This window comes from Caulobacter sp. GW821-FHT09A05, assembly GCF_059418465.1.
In genome coordinates this window covers 74,504-87,114 of record NZ_JBWKPX010000016.1, presented here as the reverse complement: position 1 = coordinate 87,114, position 12,611 = coordinate 74,504, and the positions used below count along the sequence as shown (strand labels likewise).

The 12,611-nt window shown below is 69.5% G+C and carries 9 protein-coding genes and 1 riboswitch; of the genes, 8 read left to right on the top strand and 1 reads right to left on the bottom strand.

Translation table 11 applies throughout. The features are described from left to right. Window positions 1-126: 126 nt before the first annotated feature. From hdaA to AC07NX_RS16250, 6 genes are all read left to right on the top strand, one after another. On the top strand, window positions 127-834 hold the full coding sequence (hdaA, locus tag AC07NX_RS16275; RefSeq protein WP_494643190.1) for a DnaA regulatory inactivator HdaA: 708 nt from the start codon (window positions 127-129) through the stop codon (window positions 832-834). Between the two features lie 270 nt (window positions 835-1,104). Further along, a complete protein-coding gene (locus AC07NX_RS16270) occupies window positions 1,105-3,333 on the top strand; it encodes an RNA degradosome polyphosphate kinase (RefSeq protein ID WP_494643189.1) in 2,229 nt (742 codons plus the stop codon). 8 nt (window positions 3,334-3,341) lie between these two features. After that, entirely contained in the window at window positions 3,342-3,782 is a 441-nt protein-coding gene (locus AC07NX_RS16265) for a hypothetical protein (RefSeq protein ID WP_494643188.1), read from the top strand. A gap of 69 nt (window positions 3,783-3,851) precedes the next feature. After that, entirely contained in the window at window positions 3,852-5,339 is a 1,488-nt protein-coding gene (locus AC07NX_RS16260) for a Ppx/GppA phosphatase family protein (RefSeq protein ID WP_494643186.1), read from the top strand. Window positions 5,340-5,656: 317 nt separating this feature from the next. Beyond that, entirely contained in the window at window positions 5,657-8,623 is a 2,967-nt protein-coding gene (locus AC07NX_RS16255) for a TonB-dependent receptor plug domain-containing protein (RefSeq protein WP_494643184.1), read from the top strand. 162 nt (window positions 8,624-8,785) lie between these two features. Continuing rightward, window positions 8,786-9,064, top strand: a complete 279-nt coding sequence (locus AC07NX_RS16250; RefSeq protein WP_494643183.1) for a hypothetical protein — start codon at window positions 8,786-8,788, stop codon at window positions 9,062-9,064. A gap of 127 nt (window positions 9,065-9,191) precedes the next feature. Here AC07NX_RS16250 and rnd read toward each other — a convergent pair whose 3' ends face one another. Then, window positions 9,192-10,364 carry a ribonuclease D gene (gene rnd / locus AC07NX_RS16245; protein ID WP_494643181.1) on the bottom strand — a complete coding sequence of 391 codons (1,173 nt, stop codon included), beginning with the start codon at window positions 10,362-10,364 and terminating at the stop codon, window positions 9,192-9,194. Between the two features lie 112 nt (window positions 10,365-10,476). Here rnd and purM point away from each other — a divergent pair, with 112 nt between their 5' ends. Then, entirely contained in the window at window positions 10,477-11,502 is a 1,026-nt protein-coding gene (gene purM, locus AC07NX_RS16240; RefSeq protein ID WP_494643179.1) for a phosphoribosylformylglycinamidine cyclo-ligase, read from the top strand. 4 nt (window positions 11,503-11,506) lie between these two features. After that, entirely contained in the window at window positions 11,507-12,082 is a 576-nt protein-coding gene (purN, locus tag AC07NX_RS16235; RefSeq protein ID WP_494643177.1) for a phosphoribosylglycinamide formyltransferase, read from the top strand. 149 nt (window positions 12,083-12,231) lie between these two features. Then, window positions 12,232-12,321: riboswitch (glycine riboswitch) on the top strand. Window positions 12,322-12,611: the final 290 nt, after the last annotated feature.

Here is a 12,611-nt window from a genome sequence, read left to right as displayed (position 1 = left end):
AGCGAACGCTTGCCCCATCCACACCTCCCCGCCCCTCATCCCCAGCCAAACCGTCCGCCCACCTCGCCCTTCCCCGCGACGCAGCCTATATCTCCGGTAACCGAGTAACCCTGTCCGGACGCCGCCTTGCCCCGTCAGTTCCGACTGCCGCTGACCGTCCCGCCCCGCTGGGACCGGGAGTCGTTCGCGGCGTCGCCGACCAACGCCCTGGCGCTGGAGAGCCTGGACGCCTGGCCGGCCTGGCCCGACGGGCGGCTGGCCCTGGTCGGGCCGGCGGGGACGGGCAAGACCCACCTGGCGCGCGACTGGGCGCGGCGGACCGGGGCCGTGGTGGTCGAGGCGGCCTCTCCGAGGCCCCTAGGCGGCAAGGCGCCGCTGGACCTGGCCGCCCTGCGCGGCCGGCCGCTGCTGGTCGAGGACGCCGATCGCCGGGCTGACGGCGACCTGGTCGACGACGAGGCCCTGTTCCACCTGATCAACATGGCCGGGGTCGACGGCGGCTCGCTGCTGCTGACCGGCCGCCTGGCCCCGGTGGCCTGGGAGGCCGACGTGCCCGACCTGCGCTCGCGGCTCAACGCCCTGACCGTGGCCCGGATCGAGGCGCCCGACGACCTGGTGCTGGAGGCGGTGCTGCGGCGCGGCTTCGAGGCGGCGGGCATCCGGCCGGCGACGGACCTCTATCCCTACCTGATGGCGAGATTGCCCCGCTCGGCGCCGGCCGCCCTGGCGGCGGTGGCGGCCTTGGACGAGGCGTCCATCGAGCAGGGCCGCGAGGTCAACAAGGCCCTGGCCCTGGCGGTGCTGGATTTCGGCGGGGACGACGAGGAGGAGTGAGGGCTGCTCCCTCCGTCTCCTAGACGGCTGTCATCCCGGACAAGGCCGAAGGCCGCGGATCCGGGACCGCCACAAGCGCCGAACTCAGGCCCCGGTCCCGGATCTTCGCGCTGCGCGCTCGTCCGGGATGACAATAGTTCGTGACGTCGCGCCGCGAACACCGCCCCCCCCCCCCCCCTCTTTCCAGGCGAAGCTTCGCCCCCCGCCGCCCTTTGTCTTGCTCCTGTCACCACCCTCCGTCACTCTGTACACAGTAGACCGGAGACCCCCATGACCGACGCCGCCGCCCTTGACCTGCCCGCCGCGCCCTCGCCGGCCGCGCCGGACCTGGCGGGCCTGCGGCTGGACGAGGAGCTGGCGGGCTCGCCCGAGCGGTTCTTCAACCGCGAGACCTCGTGGCTGGCCTTCAACCAGCGGGTCCTGGAGGAGAGCGCCAATCCGCGCCACCCGCTGCTGGAGCGGCTGCGGTTCCTGTCGATCAGCGCCAACAACCTCGACGAATTCTACATGGTCCGGGTGGCCGGCCTGAAGGGCCAGGTGCGCGAGGGCGTGCGGGTGGTCAGCCAGGACGGGCTGACGCCGGGCGAGCAGCTGGCGCGGATCAACGCCTCGGCGGCCGAGCTGATGGCCGAGCAGCAGCGGATCTGGCGCGAGGTGCGGGCCGAGCTGTGGGGCGAGGGCCTCAAGCTGCTGGACGCCAAGGACATCGCCGGGCCGGACCGCGAGCGGGCCGAGGAGATCTTCCTGACCCGGATGTTCCCGGTGCTGACGCCTCTGGCCATCGACCCGGCCCACCCGTTCCCGTTCATCCCGAACCTCGGCTTCTGCCTGGCGCTCAAGCTGCGGCGCATCGCCGACGACAAGCACCTCTACGCCCTGGTGCCGGTGCCCAGCCAGGTGCAGCGGTTCTGGGAGCTCTCCCAGGCGCCGGCCAGGAGCACGCGCAAGCGCGAGCGGCGGATCGTGGCGCTGGAAAGCTTCATCATCCTGTTCCTGGGGCACCTGTTCCCCGGCTACGAGGTCGAGGGCCGCGGCCTGTTCCGCCTGATCCGCGACAGCGACCTGGAGATCGAGGAAGAGGCCGAGGACCTGGTGCGCGAGTTCGAGGCGCGGCTGAAGAAGCGCCGCCTGGGCCGCGTGGTGCGGGTCAAGATCCAGACCACCATGCCCGAGGACCTGCGCGAGTTCATCATCGAGGGCCTGCGCGCCCAGCCCGAGGACGTGGTGCTGGTCGACGGCAAGCTGGGCCTGGCCCAGATGGCCGAGCTGATCCCGCCGGACCGTCCGGACCTGAAGTTCAAGCCCTACAACGCCCGCTTCCCCGAGCGGGTGCGCGACCACGGCGGCGACTGCTTCGCCGCGATCCGCGAGAAGGACATCCTGGTCCACCACCCGTTCGAGAGCTTCGACGTGGTGGTGCAGTTCATCCGCCAGGCGGCGCGCGATCCCAACGTGCTGGCGATCAAGCAGACCCTGTACCGCACGTCCAAGGACAGCCCGATCGTCGCGGCCCTGATCGAGGCGGCCGACAACGGCAAGAACGTCACCGCCCTGGTCGAGATCAAGGCCCGGTTCGACGAGGAGAATAACCTCAAGTGGGCCCGCGACCTGGAGCGCGCGGGCGTGCACGTGGTGTTCGGCTTCGTCGACTGGAAGACCCACGCCAAGCTGTCGGTGGTGGTGCGGCGCGAGGGCGAGGCCCTGCGCACCTACTGCCATTTCGGCACCGGCAACTATCACCCGCAGACGGCCAAGGTCTATACGGACCTGTCGCTGTTCACCTGCGACCCCGCCCTGGGCCGCGACGGGGGCAAGCTGTTCAACTTCATCACCGGCTACGCCCAGCCGCACGGGCTGGAGAAGCTGTCGTTCAGCCCCGAGACGCTGAAGCCGGACCTGCTGACCATGATCGCCACCGAGGCCCGCAACGCCCGCGAGGGCCGGCCGGCGGCGATCTGGGCCAAGATGAACGCCGTGGTCGACCCGCAGATCATCGACGCCCTTTACTCGGCCAGCCAGGACGGGGTGCAGATCGACCTGGTGGTGCGCGGGATTTGTTGTTTAAGACCTGGGATTGCAGGACTGTCGGAGAACATCCGCGTCAAGTCGATCGTCGGCCGGTTCCTGGAGCATGCCCGCGTGGTGGCCTTCGCCAACGGCGGCCCGATGCCCGGCCCGCAGACCCGGGTGTTCATCAGCTCGGCCGACTGGATGCCGCGCAACCTGGACCGCCGGGTCGAGAGCCTGGTCCCCGTCGAAAACCCGACCGTGCACCAGCAGGTGCTGAACCAGATCATGGTCGCCAACCTCAACGACGAGGCCCAGAGCTGGAACCTCGACGCCGAGGGCCACTACGCCCGCGACCCGGCCTGGGACCGCAAGGGCGCCTTCTCGGCCCACGAGTACTTCATGACCAATCCCAGCCTGTCGGGCCGGGGCCACAAGGTGAAGGACCTGCCCCAGGCCTTCGACCACGTCGGGCCGCGCAGACGAGGTTGAGGCGGGGGGTGAGGCGCGCCGTCGTCGTCCTGGCGGCGCTGGTCCTGGCCGGCTGCGGGCCGCGCCCGGCCGAGCAGGCGCGGATCTGCGTGATCTTCGCCCTGCCCGCGGTTCCGGGCGACACGCAGGTCGGCGACGCCGCCGACCTGGCCTGGGCCAGGGCGCGCGAACGGGCGCTGTTCAAGTCGGGCGTGATCTACAGACCACCTTGGCAGGTGATGGCCAATGGCCGCTCGTGGGGCCGCTGCCCGGTCCGGCCCAAGCCGGTCGAGCACCTGCTGATCAGCCCCGACGGGACCTACGCCATGACCAAGGGCGGACGTCGCGCCAATGGCCGGCCCGTCAGCTTCGGGTCCTGCTACTACGAGAAGGGCGAGGCGGGCTGGCGCGTGCGCGCCTGCCGGCGGACGCTGCACGACCCGGCGCCGCTGATCGGCCTGAAACGCTGAGCTGTGGAGCGGGCAACCTTTTTGCGCGCGCCGCCTTCCCCTCCCCGCCCAATGCGCTAAACCAAGCCCATGCCTTTTGCGGCGCCGCGCGACGCGGCCGTTATCGATATCGGCTCCAACTCGGTCCGCCTGGTGGTGTACCGGCTGGAAGGCCGCGCCATCTGGACCGTCTTCAACGAGAAGGTCCTGGCGGGGCTGGGCCGTGACCTGGGCGACGGCGGCCGGCTGAATCCCGAGGGCGTGGCCCAGACCCTGGCGGCGCTGAAGCGCTTCCGCGCCGTGCTGGAGGCGGTCAAGCCGGCCGAGACCTTCATCGCCGCCACCGCCGCCGTGCGCGAGGCCAGGGACGGGGCGGCCTTCGTCGCGCAGATCAGGGCCGAGACCGGCTTTTCCACCCGCGTGCTGTCGGGCGAGGAAGAGGCGCGCTACGCGGCCCTGGGCGTGCTGGCGGGCGCGCCCGACGCCACCGGCGTGGTCGGCGACCTGGGCGGGGCCAGCCTGGAGCTGGTCCGGCTGGAGACCACGGGCGCCGGCCTGGGCGTCACCCTGCCGCTGGGACCGTTCAGCCTGGGCCTGTCGGACGGCTTCGACCTGGAGACCGTGCGGCGGCTGTGCGCCCAGCGCCTGGCGCCGGTGGCCCAGGCCTTCAGGACCGACGTCTTCCACGCCGTCGGCGGCGCCTGGCGCAACCTGGCCCTGCTGCACATGCGCCTGACCGGCTACCCGCTGCATGTGGTCCACCAGTACAGCATCAGTCGCGCCGAGGCCCTGGACGCCGCGCGCCTGGTCGCCCACCAGTCGAAAAGCTCGCTCGAGCGCATCGAGGGCATGAGCAAGAAGCGCTCGGAGACCTTGCCCTACGCCGCCGTCGTGCTGGAGCAGTTGATCGAGAGCCTGGACCTCAAGCGCATCGAGATCTCGGCCTTCGGCGTGCGCGAGGGCCTGCTGTTCGAGGCCATGCCGCCCGGCGTGCGCCGGCTGGACCCGCTGGTCGAGGGCTGCGCCTCCCTGGGCGCGCGGCAGGGCGTGGCCGACGAGCTGGGCGCGGCGCTGGACGCTTGGCTGGCTCCCGCCCTGGCCCAGTTGCCGCCGTGCTTCGGCGACCGCGACGCCGTCCTGGCCTCGGCCGCCTGCCGCCTGGCCGACCTGGGCGCGCGGCTGCACCCCGACCATCGCGCCGACCTGGTGTTCGAGCAGGTGCTGCGCGCGCCGATCGCCGGCCAGACCCACGCCGAGCGGGCCTTCCTGGCCGCCGCCGCCTTCGCCCGCCACGCCACGGCCTTCACCCCGCCGGAGCTGGAGGTGCTGGAGCGCCTGCTGTCGCCGGGCCGCCTGAAACGGGCCCGGGCCGTCGGCGCCGCCATCCGCCTGGGCTGCGACCTGTCGGGCCGCAGCGCGCCACTGCTGGCCCGGTCGCGACTCGCCATCGACAAGGGCGAGTTGCTGCTGGCCGCCGAGCCGGGCTACGCCGACCTGCTCCTGGGCGAGCAGACCGCCAAAAGAGCGGGCGCCCTGGCGACGATCCTGGGCCTGAAGCTGAAGATCACCGCGCTCTGAAAGCCGCCTCGAAGGCGCATCTCAGGATTGTGCGAGCACGATCAGGCCGAAAGCCTGTCGATGCGCGCAGCTTCACGCATTGAAAATGAGCATTTCGATCCTGCAACATTGCGGGTCAAGTCGTGCCTCTTTGTGTCAAAAAAACCACGTTCCATTTCATTAATGCGACAACTATTGACCGATCATCCCAATCATCGGTAGCCCTGCTGCAACCACGCTTAGGAAAGCTAAGCCGTAGGTCATCGCGGCGCGACGAACCGCGCCTTGCATATTTGGGGGTCACCGACTTGAGAACTAAACCCACGCGCGCGCGGCTGATGGCCACGACGATGATCTGCGGCGCCGCCATCGCCGCATTCGGCTCCGGTCAGGCCGCCGCCCAGACCGCCGCCCCGGCCGACCAGACCGAGGTCGAGGAAATCGTCGTCACCGGTTCGCTGTTCCGCCGCACCGACACCGAGACGCCCTCGCCGGTCACGGTGATGACCTCGCAGACCCTGCAGCGCGCCGGCATGACGACGGCCACGGACGCGATCCGGTCGGTCTCGGCCGACGGCGCCGGTTCGATCGGCACCGGTTTCCAGAGCGGCTTCAGCGCCGGCGGCTCGGCCGTCTCGCTGCGCGGCCTGGGCGTTTCCTCCACCCTGGTGCTGATCGACGGCCTGCGCTCGGCCAACTTCCCGATCAACGACGACGGCCATAACGCCTATGTCGACCTCAACAGCATTCCGTTCAGCCTGATCGACCGTATCGAAGTCCTCAAGGACGGCGCCTCGTCGAGCTACGGCGCCGACGCCATCGGCGGCGTCGTCAACCTGATCCTGAAGAGGCAGTTCGAAGGCGTTTCCGGCAGCGCCGAATTCGGCCAGAGCCAGGAACGCGACGCGCGCCACCAGCGCTTCGATCTGACCCTCGGCTACGGCGACTACGCCGAGAAGGGCTGGAACTTCTACGTCAACGGCGAGTACCAAAAGGACGGCCGCGTCACCAGCCACAGCCGCGGCTTCCCCTACAACACCCAGGACCTGCGCCCGATCGGCGGCCTGGACAACAACACCGCCGACAGCACGCTGACGACCGCCACCCCGACCGCCGTCGTCGTGCGCACCACCCAAAGCGACCTGAACAACCCGCTGACCGGCGGCCTCACGCCCTTCACCATCGGCACGGGCTCGTCGGCCTATAGCGAGTACACGGCGCTGGGCCTGGGCACCTGCCTGGCCGGCACCTATACCGTGACGACCGGCGCCGCGCGCGGCACGGGCTGCAAGTACGATCTGGTCGACCTCTACAACCAGATCCAGCCGAAGCAGGAGCGCTACGCGCTGAACGGTCGCCTGAGCTTCAAGCTGGGCGAGAATGTCGAGGGCTACGTCACCGGCAGCTACTCCTACGACTTCGTCAGCATCAAGAACCAGCCGCGCGCCCTGCGCAACACCCAGCCGTTCGGGGGATCGCCGTCCCTGGCCTCGACCAATCCCGGCATCGTCCTGCCGGTCTGGATCTGCACCTCCGGCGTCAACTGCGCCGATCCGGCCGCGGCCGGCCGTCGCCTGAACCCGAACAACCCCTATGCGACCGCCTTCGCCAACGATCCCTCCAACGGCGCGGCGCGCACCTATTATCTGTTCGGCGACATCCCGGCCGGCAGCGACCGCACGAACGAGGTCTACCGTGGCACCGCGGGCCTGAAGGGCGACTTCGGGGGCGACTGGAACTGGCGAATCGACGCCGTCGCCGCCCGCGACAACCTGAAGATCGAGCAGTACGGCTTCCTGAACATCGCCAACCTGCTGAAGTCGATCAACACCGGCAGCTACGACTTCGTGAACCCGGGCAACAACACCCAGGCGGTCCGCGATTTCATCTCGCCGACCGTGACCACGCCGTCGCACTCGACGATGTACTCGCTGGACGCCTCGATCACCAAGGAGCTGTGGGAGCTGCCGGGCGGGACCATGCAGCTGGCCGTCGGCGGCCAGGTCCGCAAGGAAGAACTGGTCAACAACAACCAGAACGCCAAGCTGGACACCTATTCGCTGACCACCTCGTCGGCGTTCGGCAAGCACACCGTCACGGCCGGCTATTTCGAAGTGCTGGCGCCGGTCCTGGATCAGCTCGAGATCAACGCCTCGGGCCGCTACGACCACTATTCGGAAGGTTTCAGCCACTTCTCCCCGAAGATCGGCGCCAAGTACACGCCGCTGCGCCAACTGGCGTTCCGCGGCACGTACTCGCAGGGCTTCCGGGCTCCGACCTTCGCCGAATCGGGCGCGCGCAGCCAGTACGCCGGCTTCTCGACCTTCACCCCGCCGCCGAGCTTCCAGAACGCCCACGGCGGTCTCACCTCGGGCGGCAACACCAACCCCTACGCCCAGGCCTACTCGCTGGGCGGCGGCTATGTCGGCAATCCGGACCTGAAGCCGGAAAAGTCGCGCAGCTTCACCCTGGGCGTGATCGCCGAGCCGACCCCGTGGCTCAGCCTGACGGTCGACTACTACGACGTGAAGAAGTCCGATCTGATCGTGGCCGGCCCGCTGCTGGCGAACGCCCGCAACGCCTATTATACCGGCACCAACGTCACCAGCGCCTGCGCCGCCGTGGCGGCCGTGGGTCCGGGCTATTCGTGCAACCTGGTCGACGCCATCGATCCACTGTTCCCGAACGCCCTGCCCCGCGTGCTGATCATCAACGCGCCGTTCGTGAACGCCGACTTCTCCAAGACCTCGGGCGTCGACTTCTCGGCCACGGCCAAGGCGAACCTGCCCTTCGACGCCAAGCTGACCAGCCGCGTCGAGGTCACCCACGTCCTGAAGTCCGACCTGCACACGTCCAACGGCGTGCAGAAGTACGCCGGCACGCTGGGTCCGTACCAGCTGTCCTCGGGCAACGGCACGCCGGACTGGCGCGGCAACTGGCAGAACACGGTCGAGTGGGGCCGCTACAGCCTGTCGGCCACCGCCTACTATGTCGGCAAGATCAAATCGGTGGCCGCTGACCAGCGGACCAGCACCGACTGCGTCACCGCCAACCAGTATGCGACCGGCAACACGGCCCTGGGCCAGCGGTTCTGCTACATCAAGAAGTTCGTCAACGTCGACCTGAACGGCACGGCCCAGATCACCGACTCGGTCCAGGTCTACGGCCATGTCGGCAACCTGTTCGACGAGAAGGCCCCGGTCGCGCCGGGCGCCTATGCCAGCGCCCCGAACTTCCTGACCACCTTCCACTATCCCGGCCTGATCGGCCGGACCTTCAAGCTGGGCGTGCGCTTCACCTACTAAACGCTTCGTCTGGAAAGATGGACGGGGCCGGTTCCGCGAGGAGCCGGCCCTTTCTTTTGGCCGTCCGCCGCGACACCCCGCCGCGCCCGAACACCGGTCGGCGAGTACGGTTTATTATCCACAGGCATCGCAAGCTCCACCTCATAAACGGGGAGAGCATCCATGCAGAAGCAGCGGATCGTCGAAGTCCAACAGGTCGAAGACCACATCACCGCCTTTCCGGCGCCGCGCGCGCGGCCCGCCTTGCGGCTCGCCGACGCCAGCGACGTATCGGTCGTCGGCCCGGCCCGCCGCCTGCAGAACGACCTGGCCCGCGCCTTCGCGGCCGACGCCGGCTGGTCGGTGAAGCGCACCGTGATCGTCGGCTGCGTGTTCCACGGCGTGGTGCTGGGATCGCTGGTCGTGGCGGCCAGCGACCTCCTTCCGCACATCGCGCGATAGGGCGTAGGCGCCCGACCAGGGGAAACAGAGCTCAGGAACAAAGACGCCGCGACAGTCGAAAGACCGCCGCGGCGCCTTGCTGTGAGGCCCTGCATCCGGTGGCCGAGCCACCGGCGAAGGCGAAGTTCTAGCCCGCCTTGGGCGCCGCGCGGCGGACCTCGACGACCCGCACGCGGGCTCCGTCCAGGACCAGGGCCAGCTCGCCGCGCTTGATCTTCAGGGCGTCCGAACCGAAGGCCTCCAGCCGCCAACCCTGCAGGGCGGGCGTGTTGGCCTCGTCGTCGGCGGCGATCTTCTCCAGGTCCGAGACGGTGGCGATCAGCTTGGACGCCACGCCAGCCTCCTCGGCGCGGGCCTTGAGCAGCACCTTCAGCAGCTCGACCACGGCGCCCGCCGAGGCGGGCGGCGGTGGGCCGGATTTCTCCAGCACCGGCGCGTAGCCCTCCGGATCGGCCAGGGCGGCCTTGATCGCGGCCAGCAGGTCGGGGCCGAACTTGGAGCCGCCGAAGCCCTTGGGCACGCTGCGCAGGGTGTTGAGCCCCTCCAGCGAGGTCGGGGCCTGGGTGGCCAGCTCGTCGATGGCCTCGTCCTTCAGGATACGGCCGCGCGGCTGGTCGCGGCTCTGGGCCGTGCGCTCGCGCCAGGCGGCCACGGCCTTGAACACCGCCAGGTACTTGGCGGCGGTCTTGCGCGGACGCAGGCGGCGCCAGGCCTTTTCCGGATCGACGTCGTAGGCGGCCGGATCGTTGAGCGCCTTCATCTCCTCTTCCACCCAGGCCAGGCGGCCGGCCTTGTCCAGGCGGTCGCGCAGGATGGGGAACAGGGTGGCCAGGTGGGTGACGTCGGCGATGGCGTAGGTCAGCTGGTTGTCGCTCAGCGGGCGGCGGGCCCAGTCGGTGAAGCGGCTGGACTTGTCCAGCTCGATCTTCAGCATCTGGCGGACCAGGGCGTCGTACGCGATCTGCTCGCCGAACCCGGCGGCCATGCCTGCGACCTGGGTGTCGAACAGCGGCGTGGGCATGGCGTCGAGATTGTTGAAGATCTCGACGTCCTGGCGGGCGGCGTGGAACACCTTCAGGACCGAGGGATCGCGCAGCACGTCCAGCAGCGGCGCCAGGTCGATGCCTTCGGCCAGCGGGTCGATACAGGCTTCGGTGTCCGGCGAAGCCACCTGGATCAGGCACAGCTTGGGCCAGTAGGTGGTTTCGCGCATGAACTCGGTGTCCACGGCGATGAAGGGCTGACCCTTCAGCTCATTACAGAACGCCGCCAGCTCAGCGGTAGTGGTGATCGTCGTCATCGGCTGCTAATAGCCTCGCGCACCCCCGAGTCTGCAAGCACAAGCTTGGGGGGAGCGGCAAGTTTCCTTTCAAAAACGGCCCATTGGGCCGTCTTCGAGCCAGAGCAAGCGCATGAGCGACCCCCAGAACGGCCTCACCTACGCCCAGGCCGGCGTCGATATCGATGCGGGCAACGCCCTGGTCGAGGCGATCAAGCCCCTGGCCAAGGCCACACGGCGTCCCGGCGCCGAGGCGGGCCTGGGCGGCTTCGGGGCCCTGTTCGACCTGAAGGCGGCCGGCTACGACGACCCGCTGCTGGTCTCCACCACCGACGGCGTCGGCACCAAGCTGCGCATCGCCATCGACACCGGCATGCACGCCACGGTCGGGATCGACCTGGTGGCCATGTGCGTCAACGACCTGCTGGCCCAGGGTGCCGAGCCGCTGCTGTTCCTCGACTATTTCGCCACCGGCAAGCTCGACGTCGCCACCGCCACCAGCGTGGTGGCCGGCATCGCCGACGGTTGCAAGCTGGCCGGCGCGGCCCTGGTGGGCGGCGAGACCGCCGAGATGCCCGGCATGTACGGCGACGGCGAGTACGACCTGGCCGGCTTCTCGGTCGGGGCGGTCGAGCGCGACGGCGTGCTGCCCAAGCTGGACAGGCAGCGGGCCGGCGACATCATCATCGGCGTCGGCTCGTCGGGCCCGCACTCCAACGGCTACAGCCTGGTGCGCCGCGTGGTCGAGCGCTCGGGCCTGGCCTGGGACGCCCCGGCGCCCTTCGCGGAAGGCAAGACCTTGGCGCAGGCCCTGATGGCCCCGACCCGCATCTATGTGAAGTCGATCCTGCCCCTGCTGCAGTCGGGCCGGGTCAAGGGCGGCGCCCACATCACCGGCGGCGGCCTGATCGAGAACCCGCCGCGTTGCATCGCCGAGGGCCTCAAGGCCGAGTTCGACTGGAACGCCTGGCCCCTGCCCCCGGTCTTCGACTGGCTGCAGCGCGAGGGCGGCATCAGCGACCACGAGCTGCGCCGCACGTTCAACTGCGGCGTCGGCTTCATCCTGGTGGTCGCCGCCAGCGACGCCGAGCCTGTGCTGGCGGCCCTGCTGAACGCCGACGAGGACGCGTTCATCTGCGGGCAGCTGGTCCAGGCCTAGAGGCATGAAGACCAAGGTCGCCGTCCTGATCTCCGGCCGGGGCTCCAACATGGAGGCCCTGGTCCGGGCCGCCCAGGACCCCGCCTGCCCGTTCGAGATCGCCCTGGTGCTGTCGAACAGGCCCGAGGCCGGCGGCTTGGCCGCCGCCGCTGCCGCGGGCGTCGAGACCCTGGCCGTCGACCAGAAGCCCTACGGCAAGGATCGCGAGGCCCATGAGCGGGCCATCGACGCGGCCCTGCGCGCGCGCGGGATCCAGGTCGTGGCCCTGGCCGGCTACATGCGCATCCTGACCCCGTACCTGGTGAACGCCTGGGAAGGCCGGATGCTGAACATCCATCCGTCGCTGCTGCCGGCCTATCCGGGTTTGGACACCCACGGCCGCGCCCTGGGGGCCGGCGAGGTCGAGGCCGGCTGCACCGTCCACCTGGTCACCGCCGGCGTCGACGAAGGCCCGATCCTGGGCCAGGCCCGCGTACCGATCCTGCCCGGCGACACCGAGCCCATGCTCAGCGACCGCGTGCTGGAGCAGGAGCACAGGCTCTATCCGGCGACCCTGGCGGCGTTCGTGCGCGGCCTCTGAGCGCCCCGACTTGCACGAGGGCGAACTTCCGCTCGACAGGACGCCGCGAAAAGCGGCGCGGGTTGCGTTTCAAAACGGCGCCCGGCGTCTTGCCCAGCGCGCTGGCGTCGCCCTGAATTGACGCCGCCTCGGTTACGGAACCTTCTGTAGGCGCTCTCGCGGGAGAGATCGGGCCCCGGCCCGGCGCTGAAGGCGAAACCGCCCCGGAAACGCTCAAGCAGAAGGACCGCGACGGCCTCGGAACGCTGGAAAGCAGGGCGCGTCTGCGTGCGCCCTCGCCGAAGGAGCAAGGCGATCCCCGCCGGGACGGCGGCGTCGCTGAATCTCTCAGGCGCCAAGGACAGCGGGGGTGCGGAAGACGGGCCATGACGGTCCGTCGCGACACCTCCTGGCTGCCGATGACCTGACTCCCAGTTCTGACCCGATTTCAAAAACCCGACCGACCTCGACACGATAACCTGTGCGGTTTTCGTGAGATACTCATTTGCGGATACAATAAGAATCATTTCTATTGTTCATAATTTATACA